25 protein-coding genes and 2 rRNA genes are annotated in these 20,410 nt (G+C 35.7%); 10 read left to right on the plus strand and 17 right to left on the minus strand.

The window, feature by feature from the left end; genetic code table 11:
• The first annotated feature begins 9 nt into the window (after nt 1-9).
• The 7 genes from M902_RS08565 to M902_RS08595 all read left to right on the plus strand — a co-directional run bounded on the left by M902_RS08565 (nt 10) and on the right by M902_RS08595 (nt 5,122).
• Nucleotides 10-1,218 (plus strand): aminotransferase class III-fold pyridoxal phosphate-dependent enzyme, encoded by a 1,209-nt coding sequence (locus M902_RS08565; RefSeq protein ID WP_021267262.1) that lies wholly within the window; start codon nt 10-12, stop codon nt 1,216-1,218.
• Nucleotides 1,208-1,903 carry a CoA transferase subunit A gene (locus tag M902_RS08570; protein WP_021267361.1) on the plus strand — a complete coding sequence of 232 codons (696 nt, stop codon included), beginning with the start codon at nt 1,208-1,210 and terminating at the stop codon, nt 1,901-1,903. The genes M902_RS08565 and M902_RS08570 overlap by 11 nt, the downstream gene beginning before the upstream one ends.
• A 2-nt stretch (nt 1,904-1,905) precedes the next feature.
• Nucleotides 1,906-2,532, plus strand: a complete 627-nt coding sequence (locus M902_RS08575) for a 3-oxoacid CoA-transferase subunit B (RefSeq protein ID WP_021267354.1) — start codon at nt 1,906-1,908, stop codon at nt 2,530-2,532.
• Between the two features lie 195 nt (nt 2,533-2,727).
• The gene (locus M902_RS08580) at nt 2,728-3,075 is read left to right on the plus strand and encodes a hypothetical protein (RefSeq protein WP_021267198.1); all 348 of its coding nucleotides are present in this window, start codon (nt 2,728-2,730) and stop codon (nt 3,073-3,075) included.
• 1 nt (nt 3,076) lies between these two features.
• On the plus strand, nt 3,077-4,276 hold the full coding sequence (locus M902_RS08585) for a hypothetical protein (protein ID WP_156979784.1): 1,200 nt from the start codon (nt 3,077-3,079) through the stop codon (nt 4,274-4,276).
• A 56-nt stretch (nt 4,277-4,332) separates the two neighbouring features.
• Entirely contained in the window at nt 4,333-4,509 is a 177-nt protein-coding gene (locus tag M902_RS08590) for a hypothetical protein (protein ID WP_021267164.1), read from the plus strand.
• A gap of 19 nt (nt 4,510-4,528) precedes the next feature.
• Nucleotides 4,529-5,122, plus strand: a complete 594-nt coding sequence (locus M902_RS08595; protein WP_021267360.1) for an exonuclease domain-containing protein — start codon at nt 4,529-4,531, stop codon at nt 5,120-5,122.
• Here the strand turns inward: M902_RS08595 and M902_RS15930 are convergent.
• The 8 genes from M902_RS15930 to rsmI all read right to left on the minus strand — a co-directional run bounded on the left by M902_RS15930 (nt 5,099) and on the right by rsmI (nt 13,229).
• On the minus strand, nt 5,099-5,752 hold the full coding sequence (locus M902_RS15930; RefSeq protein WP_021267148.1) for a M23 family metallopeptidase: 654 nt from the start codon (nt 5,750-5,752) through the stop codon (nt 5,099-5,101). The two genes, M902_RS08595 and M902_RS15930, sit on opposite strands and share 24 nt — an antisense overlap.
• 55 nt (nt 5,753-5,807) lie before the next feature.
• On the minus strand, nt 5,808-6,566 hold the full coding sequence (gene surE, locus M902_RS08605; protein WP_021267215.1) for a 5'/3'-nucleotidase SurE: 759 nt from the start codon (nt 6,564-6,566) through the stop codon (nt 5,808-5,810).
• 24 nt (nt 6,567-6,590) lie between these two features.
• Complete coding sequence (locus M902_RS08610) at nt 6,591-7,256, minus strand: hypothetical protein (protein ID WP_021267335.1); 666 nt, start codon at nt 7,254-7,256, stop codon at nt 6,591-6,593.
• A 10-nt stretch (nt 7,257-7,266) separates the two neighbouring features.
• Entirely contained in the window at nt 7,267-7,908 is a 642-nt protein-coding gene (locus M902_RS15935) for an aminodeoxychorismate/anthranilate synthase component II (protein ID WP_021267193.1), read from the minus strand.
• Nucleotides 7,905-10,316 carry an LPS-assembly protein LptD gene (locus M902_RS08620; protein ID WP_040314493.1) on the minus strand — a complete coding sequence of 804 codons (2,412 nt, stop codon included), beginning with the start codon at nt 10,314-10,316 and terminating at the stop codon, nt 7,905-7,907. The genes M902_RS15935 and M902_RS08620 overlap by 4 nt, the downstream gene beginning before the upstream one ends.
• A complete protein-coding gene (locus M902_RS16630) occupies nt 10,252-11,523 on the minus strand; it encodes a Mur ligase central domain protein (RefSeq protein WP_021267369.1) in 1,272 nt (423 codons plus the stop codon). Before M902_RS16630 ends, M902_RS08620 begins: the two co-directional genes overlap by 65 nt.
• Nucleotides 11,524-11,569: 46 nt before the next feature.
• Entirely contained in the window at nt 11,570-12,337 is a 768-nt protein-coding gene (locus M902_RS08630; RefSeq protein ID WP_021267258.1) for a 3',5'-cyclic-nucleotide phosphodiesterase, read from the minus strand.
• 73 nt (nt 12,338-12,410) lie between these two features.
• Complete coding sequence (rsmI, locus tag M902_RS08635; RefSeq protein WP_021267183.1) at nt 12,411-13,229, minus strand: 16S rRNA (cytidine(1402)-2'-O)-methyltransferase; 819 nt, start codon at nt 13,227-13,229, stop codon at nt 12,411-12,413.
• A 131-nt stretch (nt 13,230-13,360) separates the two neighbouring features.
• Here rsmI and M902_RS08640 point away from each other — a divergent pair, with 131 nt between their 5' ends.
• Nucleotides 13,361-13,744 (plus strand): STAS domain-containing protein, encoded by a 384-nt coding sequence (locus tag M902_RS08640; RefSeq protein ID WP_021267371.1) that lies wholly within the window; start codon nt 13,361-13,363, stop codon nt 13,742-13,744.
• Here the strand turns inward: M902_RS08640 and M902_RS08645 are convergent.
• The 7 genes from M902_RS08645 to rimM form a co-directional block, all read right to left on the minus strand.
• Nucleotides 13,735-14,205, minus strand: a complete 471-nt coding sequence (locus M902_RS08645) for a hypothetical protein (protein ID WP_021267310.1) — start codon at nt 14,203-14,205, stop codon at nt 13,735-13,737. The genes M902_RS08640 and M902_RS08645 overlap by 10 nt on opposite strands.
• Before the next feature lie 47 nt (nt 14,206-14,252).
• The gene (locus tag M902_RS08650) at nt 14,253-14,540 is read right to left on the minus strand and encodes a hypothetical protein (RefSeq protein ID WP_040314494.1); all 288 of its coding nucleotides are present in this window, start codon (nt 14,538-14,540) and stop codon (nt 14,253-14,255) included.
• Nucleotides 14,518-15,180 (minus strand): ribonuclease HII, encoded by a 663-nt coding sequence (locus M902_RS08655; RefSeq protein WP_021267291.1) that lies wholly within the window; start codon nt 15,178-15,180, stop codon nt 14,518-14,520. The genes M902_RS08650 and M902_RS08655 overlap by 23 nt, the downstream gene beginning before the upstream one ends.
• Before the next feature lie 61 nt (nt 15,181-15,241).
• Nucleotides 15,242-15,604 carry a 50S ribosomal protein L19 gene (rplS, locus tag M902_RS08660; RefSeq protein WP_021267203.1) on the minus strand — a complete coding sequence of 121 codons (363 nt, stop codon included), beginning with the start codon at nt 15,602-15,604 and terminating at the stop codon, nt 15,242-15,244.
• Between the two features lie 67 nt (nt 15,605-15,671).
• Nucleotides 15,672-16,253, minus strand: a complete 582-nt coding sequence (locus M902_RS08665; RefSeq protein ID WP_021267303.1) for an RNA methyltransferase — start codon at nt 16,251-16,253, stop codon at nt 15,672-15,674.
• A 14-nt stretch (nt 16,254-16,267) separates the two neighbouring features.
• Nucleotides 16,268-16,990 carry a tRNA (guanosine(37)-N1)-methyltransferase TrmD gene (trmD, locus tag M902_RS08670; RefSeq protein ID WP_021267284.1) on the minus strand — a complete coding sequence of 241 codons (723 nt, stop codon included), beginning with the start codon at nt 16,988-16,990 and terminating at the stop codon, nt 16,268-16,270.
• On the minus strand, nt 16,990-17,523 hold the full coding sequence (rimM, locus tag M902_RS08675; protein WP_021267165.1) for a ribosome maturation factor RimM: 534 nt from the start codon (nt 17,521-17,523) through the stop codon (nt 16,990-16,992). The genes trmD and rimM overlap by 1 nt, the downstream gene beginning before the upstream one ends.
• A 122-nt stretch (nt 17,524-17,645) precedes the next feature.
• On the opposite strand from rimM, the gene M902_RS08680 reads away from it, so the two are divergent.
• Nucleotides 17,646-18,683: a porin gene (locus M902_RS08680; RefSeq protein WP_021267344.1), complete on the plus strand. Its 1,038-nt coding sequence runs from the start codon at nt 17,646-17,648 to the stop codon at nt 18,681-18,683.
• Nucleotides 18,684-18,763: 80 nt separating this feature from the next.
• Complete coding sequence (locus M902_RS08685) at nt 18,764-19,774, plus strand: glycosyltransferase family 9 protein (RefSeq protein ID WP_156979788.1); 1,011 nt, start codon at nt 18,764-18,766, stop codon at nt 19,772-19,774.
• A gap of 120 nt (nt 19,775-19,894) precedes the next feature.
• On the opposite strand, the gene rrf is transcribed toward M902_RS08685, so the two are convergent.
• Nucleotides 19,895-20,011: ribosomal RNA gene (gene rrf / locus M902_RS08690) — 5S ribosomal RNA — on the minus strand.
• 114 nt (nt 20,012-20,125) lie between these two features.
• A 23S ribosomal RNA gene (locus M902_RS08695) occupies nt 20,126-20,410 on the minus strand; the annotation flags it as partial.

Below are 20,410 nucleotides of genomic sequence, written 5' to 3' on the forward strand. Positions count from 1 at the left end.
TGAGAGTTTATGGCCCACCTACCTTTTTTTCACACATGGACAAAACAAAACCAGGCCAAGAAAATCGACATCGACAAGACTTTTGAATGGGGTTACCTTACACCCGAAGGAAAGAAAATCTATGACCTTTCCTCTGGTAGTTACCATCAATCATTTGGAATTCGCAATAAGCAAATTGAAGATGCAATGATCGAGCAAATCCAATCAATGCCAATGGCAATTCCTAAGTGTCAATATCGTTTAAAGAATTCAGTGTCTCAAAAACTTCTAAATGTCATAGGAATTGAGGGGCGAATTTTTTATACAACTTCGGGTGCCGAATCAAATGAAAATGCCATAAAAATGGCGAGACAAATAACTGGCCGACAATTCATCCTCTCATGCGAGACATCATACCATGGTGCAACTCTAGGGGCCTTAGCTCTTACGGGTGATTGGCGTCGAGATGGAGCTGGAATCCCTTCAAACTTCCATGCATTCATTCCTAACTTCTTTAATGACCCAGACTTAGTCAAAACAAGAGAAATTATCAATAAAATTGGAAGCACTAATATCGCAGCAATCTGCCTTGAAGTAATAACAGGTGGAAACGGCGTATTTATCCCTCCGCAAAGTTATTATGATGAAATTTCTAAGCTATGCCAAGAGACAGGGATAAAACTAATCTTAGACGAAGTTGTCTGCGGTTTTGGGCGTACAAGTACTAACTTTGGTTTCCAAAACTTCAATAATCTAAGGCCTGACTTTATTACACTTGCTAAAAATATTTCAGGTGGTTTTTTTCCATTTGGAGCAGTTTTTGTTAGTGAAAACAATGCATCATTCTTTGATGATAATACATTAAGCTGTGGACTCACAAATGCAGGCCACCCGATAGGACTACGTATACTTGATGAAGTTCTAACAATAATTAAAGATGAAAACTTTATAAAAACTAGAGAAGAGAACTTTCAATTATTAGAGACATTCAAGCACAAGATTGATAATTCAAAATCAATCTCTGCAGTTAGGCATATAGGTCTACTAATGGCCATTGACCTTAATGATAACATTATTGAAGCAAATCAATTATGGAATAAGCTAATCGACAATGGCCTATTTATTAATATAACAAAGCGATCTCTTATTCTTTGTCCATACTTAAACTACTCTCCTCTTGAGTTAGAAAATTGCTTAGATAAACTATTAAATATAATCGAGGACTCACATGTACAGTAAAATATTTCCAAGTGCTCAAGAAGCACTTAAGGATGTAACGAGCGGTTCAACAATTATGAGTGGAGGCTTTGGCCTTTGTGGAATACCAGAAAACTCAATTAACCAATTAGCTCAAATGGAGTTAAATGATTTGAAGGTCATCTCAAATAATATTGGGAACTCGGGACGAGGACTTGTTAAACTTTTAAAAAAGAAAATGATTTCAAAAGGCTTCTGTTCATATGTGGGGGGAAATCCGGATCTAGAGGCGGCTATGTTTGCCAATGAAATTGAAATTGAATTAGTACCTCAAGGAACTCTCAGTGAAAGAATTAGAGCGGCAGGTATGGGAATACGTGCTTTCTACACTCCTACTGGTTATGGAACCGAAGTGGCCGAAGGAAAAGAGGTAAAGGAGTTTGACCGACCTTGTATCCTAGAAGAAGCGCTTCACGCAGACTTTGCTATTATCAAGGCACAAAAAGCAGATCAATATGGAAATCTATGGTTTAAAGAAACCGCACGTAACTTCTCTCCCCTTATGGCCATGGCCGCAAAGACAACGATTGTTGAAGTTGAAGAGATTGTCGAGCTCGGTGATATTAAGCCTGAGGATGTTCATATCCCAGGCGTCTTTGTTCAACGTGTTTATCAAGGTACTAATTATGAGAATGCCATTGAATTCTTAAAAACAAGGGAGTCTTAAATATGTGGACAAAAGAACAAATGGCAAAAGAAGTAACGACTCTTTTCAAAGAGAACTCAACAATTAATTTAGGAATTGGGCTACCTACTATAATTCCATCACAGCTTCCAAAGAATCATAGCTATATCATTCATAGTGAAAATGGCGTTCTTGGGGTTGGAGATAACCCAACTGAATCTGAAGTATCGGCTACACTAATTAATGCCGGTAAAGAAACCATTACTGTTGAAAAAGGAGCTAGCTTCTTTGATAGTTCCATGAGCTTTGGAATGATCAGAGGAGGCCATATCGACTTCTGTGTTCTAGGAGGAATGGAAGTTGATACACAAGGCTCTCTTGCCAATTGGAAGATCCCTGGTAAGAAAATAACAGGTATGGGTGGCGCTATGGATCTAGTAAATGGTGCTAAAAACATCATTGTTATGATGAGACACTTTAGTAAAACTGGTGAGCCAAAACTTTTACCACAATGTAACTTGCCGCTTACTGGAAAAAGTGTTGTCGATTATGTTGTAACTGAATGTGGAAGTTTTAAAGTTGAAAATGGAAAGTTTATAGTTTTGAATTTAGCAGATGGAATGACGATTAAAGATTTAAATAAGAATTTTGATAACGAAATTTTTGAGTAAAAAAAAGAGGGCCCTGCAACTGGCCCTCCATTTTTTCGGCTTCATGCCTATCTCTTGCTACGACATCCTGTCGATCAATTAAATTATAACGCACAATAATGAAAAAAGCAGAAAAAAAATAAATGGGTAAACATTTCCATTTAACAATAAGGACGTTTATAATTAGACGTAATCATAAAAACTTACGGGGAATAGATGAGTATTTTCAACAGGAATAAAGAGCCTAATAATAAACAAACTTTTACATATTTTATTCCTTCTCCACCGGCCAGAACGACACCATATCAAGAAAAAGCGTTTGATCAGGTAACTCAATTCTTAAACTCAAAAGAAATGGCCTATAATATTACCCACACAGCAGTTAATGAGAAAGGTCTTTGGATCATAATCGAAATCTCTGGAAAACAAAAAGCTGTAACGAAAGTAATACAAGAGCTTAATGATTCATTTAATTCAAATAATATTGGAGGTAATGATTCAGAGCTTGAAATTTATTACGAAGAGAATGAAGAGTTTCATAAAAATGATAATTACAAAGCTTAAAATGAATAAACTTAAAAGTTTCATTTTTCTACTAATAGCAATGACCGCACTGACTAGTTGCTCAGAGGTGGAAAAGAAACTAAATACTTCACAAAGTATCAACCACACTTGTCCAATTGTTGAAAAGAAAAATAATATACTATTAGATAATGAAAAAAATGAACAAGAAGTAGTCAAACTCATTAGCTCTAAATCTAGTAACTCTAGTTATCGCAATCAGATATTAAACTTTACACTATCTCAACTTTACTTCGCACCACATGCAACGACATTAAATTCTCATACCCTACTCATTGCTAAGGTTGCAGGGAAAGAGTTTTTTATCAATAGTATTCCACAGAAGCAAAATGACTTTGCCTTTATGAATGCTGTTTCTCGAATGGCAAAATTTTACAAGAAGCCATTATCAATAAGGTCAAGACTTGCATTAATTGAGAGAAATGTGAGTGAATATGTCTATGCTTCAAAATCACTAGAGCAATACATTAAAGATAATCAGGCAGAATTATTCAAAAACAGAGCACTGAAGAGATTATATTTCCGTGGGGCCCAAGGAGTACGAGAGAACGAACTATTTGAAAGGCTAAGCTACGTAAAGAGACTAAATAAACTTACAACATATGCAAAAAATCATAATAGTATCGGTAGCTACAATTCCAACTACCTGTTTAGAAGAGGTAACTATAGCTGTTCATTTGACTCTAAATTACACGACTCAAATATGGCGATTTTAAAAAGACCTAAAAAGTCATACTACAATACGTTTTCTCATTATAAAGATAATAATAATTACATTATTGGTGTGACAAGCTCTCTCCCTGAAGTTGGAGATTCGATTGGTGATGTTCTTTTATCAAATTTTGAAAATGATAATTACACAGCACTATGCTTAAGTGAGCAGAATCAAGGAAGAAGGTACCTTCTTTTAATGAATGGCATAACATATAATGCTCAAGTATTAACTGACCTTATTAATAACTTTCCTCAAGTTTCATATGCTCAACAGTATATGAATACAAAAAGGTCACTTGTCCTTCAAAACCCTAAAAGAACGATTTCTGAAATCTATGGAGAGACAAAAACTGAACAAGGTACTGCTCAATACTACACTCCAGCACTTGGAAATCTTACGATACTTGAGCTTAACAATGGATTAAGTACTTATAAAGATCCTAGAAATGGCCAATTAACGTGCAAGTAACTCTAAATGGTAGAGCCTCTCAAAAGTCTTGGATATTATCGGTTAGTGAATTCGATATGAACTTAACAGTTCTTGAGTTCTTAAGAAGAAAAGAGATACCAATTGCTTCAAGTTGTGACGGAGAGAAAGTCTGTAAGCTTTGTGTTATTAATGATGACTTATTAGCATGTGGCCTACTAGTCAAAGATATAATTCAAAAGTATAATTCATTGATTACTATTTCATATTTATAAACTCAAAAAGGGAAAAACTATGCGTTATTTATCATTCGATATTGAAGCAACAGGACTAGAAGAAAAAGACTTAATCATCGAATTTGCAATGGTTCCCTTTTGTGCAAAAACAAAAACAATAAATAAAGAACTAAAAAAACATTTCTATATAAAATGCCCAAGCTTTGAAGAGCTCAAGCCTAATTTAAATCAATGGGTTATTGATCACAATAAAGAATTGATCGATAAAGCTCATGCCGAAGGCCTATCAATTGAGATCTTTAAGCAAGAACTAATTAGTTACTTTGAGTCTGAAGAAGTTAGAGAGTATTTTGGGAATAAGAAAATTACATTATTTGGTAAATCTATGAGTGCTATAGATCTTCCATTCATGACTCGTGACCTAGGTTGGGATTTTATGAGAAAATACTTCGAACATCGCCAACTTGACCTCTCATGCATTGCTTACGGATTAATTGATATGGAACTAATCCCTGCAGAATGCGAGTCCGGTTCAAAATTAATGAAGTTTTTAAATATGGGAGATGTTGCTCACACTGCGCTCGAGGACGCAGTTAACACAGCACTTATGTACTTTAAGTTATTAGATCTAGTGCTTGTGAAAAAACTCTAATGGATCAAAGGCCTTAGAGTCATGTCTAATTTCAAAGTGTAAGTGGTCACCTGTTGATTTTCCAGTATTACCTACAGCTGCGATAACTTGGCCACGAGCAACTTTTTGACCTTTTCTTGTGTAATTTTTATGATTATGAGCATAGATCGTAAAGAAGCCACCAACATGTGAAACAACAGTAATATTCCCGTAACCAGACTTACGTCCACTGAAAACAACAACTCCTGCATCAGCAGAAACAATATAGGTCCCCTTACGAGCAGCAATATCAATTCCCTCATGAGGTCTTCCCCAGCGATGTCCATAGCCAGAGGTTACACGGTTAGACGAAGGAACCGGCCATAAAAAACGAGAGCTCTTGCGAAGTTTTTGATAGTTAATTGAAGAAATTGACCTACCTTCAACTCGATTATAAAGAATTCCATTCTTATAAGGTAAAAATATTGTGTCACCCTTCTTAAAAGCGGCACCCTTATTAAATTCTTCAATTTGCCATTGTGGAATATTAAAAATATCGGCCAGTTTCTCAGCATTATAATTATCTGTTAGCTTAATATAGCGGCCATTTTTAAGGGTCGTACAACTAAGTATCGTCAGTAATGTCGCAAGAAATAGCAATGACTTCTTCATTTGTCCTCATTCGTTTAAATCGCAAATGAGGACAAAAATAATCAACTATTAAAAATCACTTGGAAATTTTTGCCGCCCATTCATGGAATACATCGGACGAAAAATTCAAAAGGTTTAGGAAAGAAAACGAAATATTTCCGTTCATAATCGCATGATGATCTGAAGTGGTGTCAGGATCGATCTCTAAAGGCGACCCACCAATCCAAAAATACTGGCGGCCCATTTGATCTACCCTTTCATACACTTCTTCACTGTATCTTCTCATTTGAGGTGTTGTCCAAACGATTTCGCCAACTTCGTTAACCGACACATTTGGTACGTTAATATTTAACAGCGAGCACTCTGGCATTTCTAAAAGAGTTTCAGACTTATCTTTTACTAACTTTCTAACGACCTCAGCGGCCGTTTTAAAGTGTCTAACTTCATCACTTGATCTCATTACTGTTGAAACAGCGATGGCCCTAATTCCTTGAAATACGGCCTGCCTAGCAGCACCAACAGTTCCTGAATAATAGATATCTTGTCCCAGGTTAGCACCATGATTGATTCCTGAAATTACGAGGTCTGGTCTAAAGTCTAAAACCGAGTTAATTCCAATCAATACGCTATCAGCAGGATATCCATTACAACTAAATGTATAGTCATTTATTTTTTCTACTCTAATCGGATCATGAAGAGTAAGTGCCTGAGAAGTCGCTGAGCGCTCTTTATCTGGAGCAACAATAGCAACATTGGCAATATCTTTTAGGCTTTCGTAAAGACACTGAATTCCTTCAGCAGAGTATCCATCGTCATTTGAGAGTAAAATATTCATAGATTATTTATTCATCAAAAGCTATTAAATAGCAAGGGCCTTTATCGTAGCGCCAAAGTATTCTGATAACTTAGGAATATCGATATTACGATAGCAACGTTCAACTTGAGATGAGATTTCATATTTTATGTAGTCAGGATCAAGTTGCTCAATAATAGAGATTGAAAGATTAGAATCCCAGTTTAACTTAACACCTAATTCAAAATTCTTATTCTTAGTGGCCATTACTTTTGTGTAGAAATTCACAATAAAGATATTAAGTTGGCCTTGATCTGCCATACGATGAATGTCTTCATATGAAAAAACAACACTTTGACATAAGTGAGACTGTATCTTTTCATAAACATTGGAATCTGAAATATCATAAATTATTGAAAATGGCTTACCGGCCCTCTCTAATTCATCTTTAGAATGCAGACCACTTTGACCGTAGTTTATTCTAATATTTGGATGTATTTTTGTGACCTGTTCAATAACCGAATCAATGACGACTGGTGAGTCGTTTTCAAAATGAAGTTCAATAATATCTTCGAGTCTGATTAAAGAATCTCTCAAAAGCTCCTCTACGACATAACCTTGGATGAAGTTAAAACTTCTTGGCCTAAAGTCAAAACAATAGGTTCCTCTTGCCATCTCATTGGCAAATTTAAATCCTCTTTTATCGTATATACCTTCAAGTACAATTCTCATCTCGATAATTCTACATGAAAAACTTATTCATTGCTTGAAAGAGGATATTATTGCATGAAGTACCTACAGACTCAGGATGAAACTGCATAGTTAGAAAACGATTTGGCCTATATGCCATTAATAATTCATTATGTTTATCAAAAACAAGCTGAGTTTCACTTTCCCACTTACCAGAGTAATAATCTCCACTACTAATCTGCAAAGTTAAAGAGTTATATCGCTGAAGCTTAGCTCTTCTGAGAACTTTTCTATCAGCTTCACTGAAACAATCAAATAAAGCTTGGCCCTCGCCTATCTCAATCTCAACTGCTTGGCCATGCATCGGTATAGAGCTTCTCACAACTTTTAATTCATCTAACAAATAAAGAATCATTTGGTGTCCAAGACATATACCGATTAAACGTCTTGCTTTTTGTAGCTCAGCTTTAAAATCAGTTAATTCAATCCCTGCATCTTTAAAAAGGTTCAAATACTCATCTGGATGGCCAGGACCTGGGCCAAGTACAACAAGATTATTATTAAAATAATGAGCAATATTTGAATGAGAAAGTTTTCGAAAGTTAACAACTTCGATTTTAAAGTCAAATTCATTAAAGTAAGAAAGTATATTATTTGTAAAACTATCTTCGAAGTCGACAAAGACTAACTTCACAGAGTTACTCCAAAAACCGAATCAAAATTCTTAGCATTGTAGTTAATAAGGATTTTTAGCGAAATCGATTGGTCGAGATTTAGCTTATTGTTAACAAACTCATCTTTTTGTCTATACTCAATATCAAATACCCAACAATTATTTAAAGGATTATATCGAGTACCAAGATAGGACTCATAAACTCTTTCAAGTTCAAAATCATAATAATAACCAGTTCTAAATGAAAGGATATCATTCAATTCAAAGTCTACATCAATTGTAAAGTAGCGACGATCTTCGGAGAAGGAGTCGTAATTAAATCCAAGCTCATACTGAAATCTTCTTAGGTCATGTCTCATACTTAATGAAGTAATATGTTTACTCTCCGTATGGAAGTAATACTCTGAAAGATTTAACGAGAAGTTATTAAGGTTTAATCCACTTAGGATTGCAAGCCTTGTTAATCGCTCACTTGTATCTGTCGTAGAATCTTCATTATCTTCTAGAATTAGACCTTGTGAAATATTGAAGTACGCAATTTTTGAATATTCATAGTTATCAAGTTGATAATTGAAATTCTTAAACATCTGATAATTAGGTTTAGGTGTTTTTTTCAATATATTATTATTAAATACTAATTCAATTGTATTAGATTCCGGCAAGTCAGTTCGAGTCGATACATCTTGAAGAGTATTATTTCGACCTCTAATAATATCTCTTTCGTCAAAACGTCCATTATCCTCAAGAAGAGCAAACTGGTCACCTAGTCTTTCATTTCCACGATATTTTTGTGCATTATAATAAAAGTGATTAAGACCAAATTTAAGACTATGCTTATAAGAAGAGCGATACAACTTTCTAACGTCTAGCTCTTCACTTTCTGAGCGAGGAATTTTAGAAATTAAATTTCTCTCTGTATCTTCAATGAGTACAGGCTTAACAATCTCTTCCTGGATATAGGCACGTCCATATACCTTTTCAATATCCACCCACATTGATGTATTAACATAGTTCCCATACTTGTACCCATTCTGTTTTTCTGATTTCTCAGTTGGCAGAACATAGTATTGAGCATCAAGACCCGATTCCATTTTTATATTAATATGTGAGATAGGCCTTAAGACAAACTCTAGAGATGGATTATAATCGAAACGCTGAATATTTCTATAATATAAGTTTTCATTCACAACATCTTGTTTGAAATAATCAAATTTTAAATTTTGATAAAAATTAATTTTAGATAGAATACCTTTCGAATTGAAAATATTAAATGGCCTATGACCGACACCAAATCTTGCAGTATTTTGAACATAGTCAGTATCAAAACCTTCGGGGTCACTAAAGATACTATTACTCATAAAACTTGAGTATAAGTTTGCAATAACAGAGTCTCCCATATAGTCAGTAGAAAGACGTGATCCCTTCTCACTTCCCATATAGATATTTTTTTCAAAATACTCTTCATAGTCACTTTGAATATCTAGATCTGTTAGGTATGTAGAGTTCGCCCAAAACGATAATTTATTATTTGGATGATAGAAATAATTAAGCTTGTAGGCTCCTCTGATTTCATCTTTTCCACTAGGCTCAAGATCTAGCTTTCCTGGTTGCCATATTTTATCATTTACAGTTTTTCCATCAAACTCAATATTAGAATATTTACCAAGCGTATTTCTATACTCAACGGCTAGTCCATTTCCACGTTTTCCAAAAACAGTAGGAGCAAATGTAGCGTCACTATTATCATTGATGGCCCAAAAAATTGGTTGTTTAAAGTAAAAACCTTCATCAAAATCAAGCCCAATTGTTGGAAATAGAAGTCCTGACTCTCTTACCTTTCTGATCGGCAGCGAAACATATGGAATATAAACTATAATAACACCATTAATTTTTACAAAAGCATGCTTTAAACTAATATAGTCATCTGGAACAACTGTCACTTCTTGACCTTGAATACTCCAAGACTCAGGACAATCCTTACAAGTTGTAAACTCAGCTTCAATCGCTTTAAAGACACCACTATCATGGCGAACGATTTCCTTCCCTCTTAAAACAAAGTTTTCATCAACTAGCTTTGCATTTTTAACAGAAAACTCTGCCTTTTGTAGAGAGTATGAAATTTCTGTTCCATAGAGATTAAACTTTGGCCCAGCATAACGTACATTCCCCCAAATTTTACCAATTTTTGTCGCTAGAGAGATACTGGCCTTTTCACCGTAGATCGTATCAGTTCCAAGTTTGATAATAACATTACCATGTGCCTCATAAGAGTTATCACTACTTTTACGATAAGCTTTATCAGAAAGAATTTGGACTTCATCATTTTCACCAAAGGCCAAAACCTTTGGAGTGTCTGCGTAGATATTATTTTGAAAACTTAGAACGAAGATACTTTTGCATACAAGCGATAAAGTAATAAGAGCCCACAACAAGTATTTTGTTGGAACCAGATCTAAGAGATTCGATATTTGATTGTTTTTTTGCGTCAATTTCCTCATTAGTACTTAATATTGTATCGAGAAAATTGTGCAATTCATACACTTTTGTGCCCGTCTTTAAGTTTTGTTGAAGTGTTTCTTTACTAAGCGCCCTTTCGTGCTCATAACTTAAAACATTAATGGACTTAATAACACAAGGATATGTTTCGTATAGCTTTAGAGTGGATTTGATCTGTGCCTCTCTTCCAGAAGAAAAACTTATCAGAACATCATATAGCTCTTGTCCTTGGCAATCTGAAATACTTTTTAATAATTCCTTATGGCCAAGTTGATTGTGAGCTCCAACAAAAACAAAATCTCTACCTTCAATACTCAAACGATCCCAACGTCCAGGTGTTACAGGCCACTCTATTTTAGAAATACCTTCTTCATCGAGTTTTCTCCCAGTCGACTCCTGATAGAGAGCAATTGCCATTTGTCTATTCTTCTCAAAGTAAGCTAACTGTTTTTGTTGTGTGACAGAAGTTAAAGCAATATCATCACGACCACACCATTGAGATAGAATATCTTTTAGAAAAGTTTGCTCTACATTTTCAAGTAGCTTTCCACCCATACGTGTTATACCGTATTTCTCAAATAAAATTTCTTTTAAAGTACTCCCCAAGATTTCTGTATGATCTAGGCCAATAGAAGTTATTGCAGCAACTGGCCTTGTAAAAATATTTGTTGCATCGAAACGTCCACCGAGGCCAACTTCGAGAATGACGAAATCAGTTTCATGCTTAAGAGAAAATTTTATGAAAAGCACAAATAAGGCTTCATAAAAAGAGAGTTTAAGATCTTTGATAACTTCTTCATGCTCATTAAGTAACTCAGTTAACTCCTCAATAGAAATATTCTTTTCATTTATTTTAAATCGTTCAGTAATTGAAAGAACATGAGGAGAAGTCCACAAGCAGCTTGTGAAACCTGCTCTCTTATATAGATAGCTTAAACTATGGCAAGTCTCACCCTTTCCATTTGTTCCACCGACTATAATAACCTTAGATCGCGACTCAATGACACGTCTATCATGGACAAGATAATCTCTGATGTGATCAAGTTTTGGTCTAAAACTCTCCTTACCACATAGTTGAGTTAGACGTGTAAGAAACGTGCTTTCAAGTTTTTGACAATGGAAAGTATCTATATTATTCACGGCAAGAGATATCTCACGAAAATAAATTTTTGACTATAAAAATCTCTTAAAACTTATAGGACTTATTTTCCGAATTAAGAATATTAATGCGGCCATCTTTATTAATAGCAGCAATTTCTTTCGTTAGCTGATCTAAGAAATTTGGCTTTAGATGCCCCAAGAATATAGGAATATCCTTAGGCATCTTTTTAACTTCAAGGCCCATCGTCTCGGCCGTATGATGACGACTGTCTATCGCTAATTGAAGGAGTGAATTAGGAAAGCTCACTTCTGAAAAGATAGCTTTGATATTATTAATAGATTTGGCCTTTTCCCAGATAGCATCCGTTGGGCCCGTGTCTTGTGTAAAGATGATTGCACTATCATCCTTTTCAATAATAAAGCCGAGAGAGCCAGCAAAGTGATTAACTTTGATTGCATGAACAGTATACTCACCAATCTTTTTTGTTTCTCCACTTTCAATATTAGAAAACTTTAAGGTAGGATCACTTTTGGTTGGAAGTTTTGTAAAGTCGGGCCAAATCTCATCATTGAGTAAATGTTTTTGAATACTTGATTGTACTTCATTGGAAGTCCAAATATAGAACGGATAACCTTTTAAACCAAAGCAATTATCGGCCAGAAAGGCCAAATCAGAAATATGATCGAGATGAGAATGTGAAATAAGAATATTATCTATCTCTGTTTGTTCTTTTACACTTATACCTGTTGCTACAGATCCTGCATCAATTAATAATTTATCATCCACTAAGTACGATGTTGCTCGACACTGTGGAGAGACTCCACCGTGGCCTCCAATGACTTTAACGATCATTCTAACTCCAATTTATTTAATTTTAACTTGGATTAGAAATTTTTACTAGCAATAAGACACTGGAAAAAAAGGATTATTTAGAAGTAAGCCCTTGATAAATATCTTGTGTCTTTCGATTAGTAATTTTTGCTAGTAGTTTTGCGAGATTTTTTGGTGTCTGTTTCCCAAGGTAGTTCTGCGCTAGCTTCTCAATCTCCTCATTTGTAGTATTACTTGCCCCTTCTAACTTAGGCCATGAGATTACAAGAACAAATTCTCCTTTAGTATTAATCATCTCTTCTTTAAAGTCCTTGGCATAAAAGCGAACGCACTCCTCAAACTTCTTTGTCAGCTCTCGGCAAACACTTACTTGTGCCTCAGGAAACTCTTGCGATAACTGCTTAAGTGTTCCATGAACACGATGAGGAGATTCAAAGAAGAGAGATGTTACATTTGCTTGATAAGCTTGGCGAAATTTTGTTGAGATTTCGCCTTTTTTTCGAGGTAAGAACCCATAGAAGCAGAATGGATTTGGTGCCATTCCACTTAATTCAAGAGCTACAGTAACTGCACTTGGTCCTGCGACAGAAGTAACTTCGCCGCCTTCTTTAAGAAGCTCTTTCACTAAAATATGTCCAGGATCAGAGATAATCGGACTCCCAGCATCTGAAACAAGGATTGGCATTTGTGCTGCCTTAATTAGTTCTAGAAAATAAGGCAGGCTGTCTTGAGAGTGATCGTTGAATGAAACAACTTTCAAATTCGAGCGCTCTATTTCTAGTTTTGATAAAAGAGATCGAAAAACACGAGTATCTTCAGCAAGAACAAGATCACAACTTGCAAATACTTGACGCATATTCTCAGTTATATCTCCAAGGTTTCCTATTGGTGTTGTTACGAGTGTTAGTCTCAAGTTTAATCCTAATTGTTAATGATTCTCTTTATTTATAACTTACATAAGAAATAACTTCCATCTAAAATCCTAGTGCGCCATGCGTTATAATTAATATCAGATGCTGTTATTTTGTAGAAGAAGGAGTTTAAATGACAATGCAAGCAAGAGTACGTACTGATTCAACAGGAAATATCACTGTTCATATCGAAGGTGGAATGGATTATGAAAATATCATTCCTCTTAAGCAGGAGTTAGCAACTATCACTAACACTCATCCTACTTCACTAATCACTCTTGACCTAACGGCCCTTAACTTTGTTGGCTCATCTGGAATAGGTGTATTTGTTGATACAATTAAAGCCTTAAACAAAAGACGTGATCAAGTTAGGCTTTCTAATGTTGCTCCTGAGTTTTTAAAAGTTTTTAAAATCTACAATTTCGACGCAATGGAAATCCTAATTAACGAATTCGAAACTGACGATACAGAACTTTCACAATTCTACGGTCAGAAGAAGCGTACTTTTCAGAACTGATAATTTAAAAGATTCACATAAAAATCTTGGCCTGGGCGTTCTTGTTTAAAACCAATTTCGGCCGGGCCTTCTAAAGAGAAGCCGTCCTGATTAACTGATCCTTGATAATTATACCCACCGCCTTGAAAGCGCGAATCCTGATAAGGACTATCATTGGTATCAGGGTAATAATAATTTTCCTGACTTGGTTGCATACGATTATTCTTTCTATACTCGTGACTACCAACAATATAACCACCAAAGATTAAGCCAGCATAAAGTCCAAGAGATGCACCAATCGCAACAGAGCGGCCAGAAGAACCGAATGCCATTGCAGCAGTTCCAAGAAGCGCCCCACCAACAGTTCCATATCCTGCATTTAATGCGACAATTTTCACACGAGGATCCATGTCTGCTTTAGCTTGAAAGCTAGTAAAAGTTGTTGAAATAAAAAGAGTAATTAAGAATAATTTTTTAACCATATGAAAATTGTAAAAGAAGGCCTCGTTCGATGCAAGGTAAATGTTGTTCAAACTAGCGACACTGTGCACGATATTTCAAAGTATGAAGAGATAAAATGAGCGCTATTTAACAATCTTTGCTTCTGAGTGTTAGTCATGAAGCCACTGGACTTTACTTCAAAAAGCCTAATTATAAACTCTCCATTATACTTATAGATCCCAGCAATATCTACTTGGCCACATCCCAGACGGCGCAGCATCGTAGGACAAATCAAAAGAGGAACAGATTCGCCGTGAACAATGCGAGATTTTTCAATCTCTAATGAGATACCTTTAACGATTTTCTTGCGTGACAAATTCTTTTACCCCTTTAAATGATTTACGATGAATCGGGGTAATACCATATTCTTGAATGGCATTGCGATGGACGGCGGTAGGATATCCAGCATTTTTTTCAAATCCGTAATGAGGATATTTCTTAGCTTCTTTAATCATAATGTGATCACGACATACTTTCGCAATGATTGACGCCAAACCTATTAGTGACGACTTTGAGTCACCTTTAATGATTGGGTGAATTTCTTTAATTCTCTTAGATGAAAATGGAAACTTCCCATCTACTAGAACTACAGATTTTGAATCACAAAGAAGACTGTGGCAGCTTTTTTTCATCCCTAGTAAGCTTGCTTGAAAAATATTAAGCTCATCAATTTTCTTAGGAGTAACCTTCTCAACACTATACTCGAATAATTCATGTTCATTTTTTTTCAAAAATTTTTGAACACCTAATTGATCAAGGATGCTCTCCATCTTCTTCAGTGTTAACTTCTTAGAGTCAGTAACTCCTACTGACTTAAGTGTTTCAATTAGAATATCTAAGTTAGCTATCGATACCTTAACTGCACATGTAACAACAGGTCCTGCAAGAGGGCCTCTGCCAACTTCATCAGTTGCTAAGATAAATTTATGATTTGTAATAAATTGGTTTTCAAACATAGCTTAAAAAAGAAGGCCCACTATAAAGCGGGCCTCTTTATGACTTAAATAGTTTTTTAAATTACTTTCTATCGTAGTCAATTGCGATACGTGCAGATTTACCTGAACGATCTCTTAGGTAGTAAAGCTTAGATCTTCTAGATTTACCTCTTTGAACGATCTCAATCTTTTCTACGTTTGGTGAATGGAATGGGAATACCCTTTCAACACCAATTCCAGAAGAAACTTTTCTAACTCTGAAGTGACCAGTAAGTTTTCCAGCTTCTTTCATTGCAATAACTACACCTTGGAAAATCTGAATACGAGATTTTTGACCTTCAGTGATTCTTGCGTGAACAGCAACAGTATCCCCAGTTTTAAAAGTTGGGAAAGACTCTACATTTGCGTTCTTGTAATTTTCATTTACAACGTCTACTAAATTCATTACGAACTCCTACAATAACGTTTTGAACTTCTCAGAGGACCAACACAGTGTTGTTCTTAAGTAAATTCTATTTCAAAGTCTTAGAGGCACTATTCAGTCGATCTAAATAGATGGCAACTGCCGAGCGAACAGACAAATGATTATATCCATCTGCGCTTCCACCAAAAATTGGTTCAAGCGCGAAATGTGCCCGTTCGAGTACTTGTGCGTGAAGACCCCATCCTGTACCAAATAACAGGAAGATAGGCTTTTTGTCAAGGCGCGCATTATTGATCAGGTCGGTTTCTACACCGTTATTTGAGTCAAAATTCGCTCCCGTAACACAAACTAAAGGCTCAACGCCTTCTATCTCCTTGATTTTATTAATTCCTTCTTCAACTGAATTTACTAGACGCGCAATTGCAAGTGCATCCTGACGATCAGGATTATAAACACCAGCATCATCCTCTTCCCAGTGCCCGAGGATTCTGTTAACTAATTTATGTTGGGCCTCAAGTGGCGTCACAATAAAATAGTTCTTAATTCCAAATGTACGACAGCTTCTAGCAATATCGTGAATATCAAGATTAGTTACAGAAGTCGTAACAATATCATCTCTTTTATTTTTAATTGGGTGGTGTACTAATCCTAGATAAATATTATCTTTCATTTTTAAGTATATCCTTAATCTTTATTTCTCATATAGGCTTTATATAAATCTGGCCTATACTTCTTTGTGTATTCTAGTTTTTTACTGTGATTAAATTCATCAATCAATTTATGATTTCCCTCTAACAATACATCAGGAACCTTCATATTATTAAATTCGGCAGGTCTGGTATAAACCGGTCCTTCAATTAGTCCATCCTCAAAAGAATCAAGAATTGCACTATCTTCATTTCCAAGTGCTTTTGGTAAAAATCTCATCATGGCATCAATAATAGTCATGACGGCCAACTCTCCACCAGATAGAACATAATCCCCTAGCGAGATCACTTTTGTTACATACTGAGATATGAAGCGCTCATCAATTCCTTCATAGCGGCCACAGATAAAAACATATTGCTTGTTATTCTGTTGAAAGTCTTTGGCCAATTCTTTTGCTTCTTCATTATTAAAAACGGCCCCACGAGGAGAAGTATATATAATCTCCAATTGAGACTTATCAAGCGATTGAGTTTTAAGAATATGGCCAATTCCACGCTCTAGCACATCAGCGCGAATAACCATACCTGGCCCTCCACCATATGGTGCACCATCAACGCCTTTAAAACTTTTTGGTGAAAAATCACCCAGGTAAAGCGTATTAAACTCAACTTCATTCCCCAGAAACTTACCAATTACACCACTATCTTTGAAGGCGGCAAAGAACTCTGGAAATAATGTTAAAACCCAAACTTTTTTCATTACATAAGATGTGGAATATAGCACTCCACACGATTCTCTTCTAAATTAACTAACTTAACAAAATGATCAACAAATGGGATATCCACATGCTTTCCATTTACTTTCGTAACGAGAACAATATGGGCCCCATTATCAAAATACTTCACAACCTTGCCCACAACATCTTCCTTCTCTAGGTCATAGACATCTAAACCCACAATATCCGACATATAAAATTCGTCTTCTTCTTCAATATCTGGAAAAATATCACGACTAACATAGATTTCAAAAGGAAGCATTTCTTCAGTAATATTGCGATTATCAACACCACTTAGATATGCGATGACTTTATTACCAAAAGAAATTGTTTTAATTTCTTTTTCTTCACCATCTTTACTAATTTTACTTCCACTTAGCGGTATGGCCATAAACTTCGAGCCATTTCCAAGAACACTATTAACCTTATTTTCAAGGTTAAATACAAACGCTCCCTTAATTCCGTGGGGTCTAGTTGCTGTACCAAGTAAAACCATATTTTCTAAATTTTTCTTCATGATGCCTTATACCATGCCCTCTTCATTAAATCATCATTATATTTTTTCGGGTATTTAACTTGCCATATTTATTAGCTATCGCTTTAATATTTATATTAGATTATTTATTCATGGAGAGAATTATGAGAAAACTAATGACAGTTGCAGCTTCTCTAGTTGCAATTCCAACAATCGCGGCGACAGCAACAATTGATGCGCCAACAATTTATGGAAAATTAAACAGAGTTGCACTTTACACTGACAACGAAGACTCAAACAGAACTTCTTTTTCAGGCTTTGTTGACGTAGATTCTTCAGAGTCTAGACTTGGAGCTAAAGGAAAATGGGGTGTTGAAGGGATTGAAGGTACTTACGTACTAGAGATGGGACTTAACTCAACTAAAGGGAATGCTGGTAACGACTACAGAATCAGAATGAGACAAGCAGCAATTGGAGCAAAGACATCATTTGGTACATTCAAAATGGGTCAAACATATACTCCACTTGATTATGTCATGCTTAAGTCTGATCCACTAAGCTCAACAGTAGCTTCAATGGCAGGTTCTGACACAAGTGCAAGAATTGACGGTGCAGCTTCAGGTGGACTTGGCTTTAGATACCGTGCAAGAACAGACATGTTCTCATATGAAACACCAAGCATGGGTGGACTAACAATTGCTCTTTCAACAGATCGTGGAAACGGAAATGATAACGATCCAGCAGCGAACTACGGTGATACTCACTACTCAGGTCTAGTTAGATACCAAAGAAAAATGGAAAAGGTAGACCTAGACGTTTACGCTGGCTATGACCAATGGGCAAGTGGAGCAACTGAAGATAGCAACTATACTTTAGCTGGTGTTAACCTAGGAATGGGAAGCTTCAAGATCAACCTTGGTTATAGTATTGAAAATAATGATACAACTGCAGCTGATAACGAAATCAATCGTATCCTTGCAGGTATCACTTATATGCTAAACAAGAATGTTTTCTCTGTTACTTATCAAAATCGTGACGAGAAAGACCTTAATAATGACTACACTCAAATTGCAGCTCACTATAGATATATGTTTAATAAGAATATTGACTTCAATATCACTTACCTAACATATGAAGTTGATGCTGGTGCAACTCAAAATGATGCATCAATGGCAGCAGCTGGTGTTCAATTAAAGTTCTAATTTTTTAAATTAGCCAAATACTTTAAGGCCCACACAAAGTGGGCCTTTCTTTTTCACAAAAATATCACTATAATAGCCAAATGAAATCTGATCAAATTAACTCAATTGCCATCATGCGAACTTCGGCCCTCGGAGACATTATTTGGACCCTGCCAATGCTTAATCGCATTCGTAAGGCTTACCCAAATGCTAAGATCTATTATATTACAAGTAATACATTTGCCCCTCTAATAGAAGGTATTGAAGATATTGAGCTTATAAAAATAGATAAACCGAAGAAGTTAAAGGATTATTTTAAATTAAAAAGAGTCTTTGCTCCTTACAACTTTGATGTACTTCTTTGTACTCAAGCAAACTTAAGAATTAACTTTATCTATCCTTTTATCAAGGCAAAGAGAAAAATTGGTTTTGACTCAAAAAGAGGACGCGATCTCCAAAAAGTATTCACATCTGAATCAATCCCATTCAAAAAAGAGCATTCTGTTAATGCTTTTCTTGGCTTCAGTGATTATTTAGGTATCGAATCGAAGGAAATTGAGTTTAACCTTCCTTATAAAAAAGAAGAAATTTCACAGCTTCCTTCAGACAACTTTATTGTTATCCACCCAAAGGCATCGTCACTTCAGAGAACATGGCCTACAAAAAGTTATATTGAATTAATAAATCACATTGAGGACAACTTAAAACTTTCAATCGTTCTTACAGGTGTACCAAGCGACAAGGATATTTGTGACACCATCGAAAAAGAATCAAAAGCAAATATAATAAATCTATGCGGAAGAACAACATTAAATGAGCTGAAGAATGTATTTCTAAAATCAAAAATGGTTATCGCACCAGACTCAGGCCCGGCCCATATGGCAGCAGCTTTAAATAGGCCAGTAATAGGTTTATATACGGCAGTTCCTCCAGAGTACACTGGACCATTCGGACAAATAGACAATTGTATTAATGCCTACCCTAGAGCCTTAAAAAAGTACTTCCATAAGTCTCCAGCTGAAGTTCCATGGCGCTTTCGTGTAAAAGAAGATGATATGATGGATCTAATAAGTGTCGAAGAAGTATTCGATAAAGTTTCTTCTATCCTGTAGTTCATACAAAATAAAAAGAAACGAGTAATCCTTAAGGTAAGGATCGACAATGTCATATTTAATTTAATCTTAAAAAAAGGCAAAAAAAAAGCCAGATCATTGACCTGGCTTTTTATATAGAAGGTGCGTCTTCCTAGTCTCACACCAAGTTACCCTGGCACTACCTTCGGCGCAAGCGGGCTTAACTGCTGAGTTCGGGATGGTATCAGGTGTTTCCCCGCCGCTATCGACACACCAAAAATTTAATTCTTGGTATATTTAATTCTTTTTTTCGACCTTTGCAAGTCTATTAAGCGATATTTTCACACTTAAAAAACAATATCAAATAGAAGTGAACTTAAAAGTAAAAGTTAAATAAAGCAAAAAGACTAATTAGTATCGCTCAGCTCAACACATTACTGCGCTTACACATGCGACCTATCAAGCTCGTAGTCTACAAGCTGTCTTATAGAAATCTTATCTCATGATGGGCTTCCCACTTAGATGCTTTCAGCGGTTATCCCTTCCGAACTTAGCTACTCGGCAATGCAACTGGCGTCACAACCGATACACCATAGGTTCGTCCAACCCGGTCCTCTCGTACTAAGGTCAGATTCACTCAAATTTCTTACGCCCACGGAGGATAGAGACCGAACT

The sequence above is a fragment of the Bacteriovorax sp. BAL6_X genome (genome assembly GCF_000443995.1).
Taxonomy (GTDB): Bacteria; Bdellovibrionota; Bacteriovoracia; order Bacteriovoracales; family Bacteriovoracaceae; genus Halobacteriovorax_A.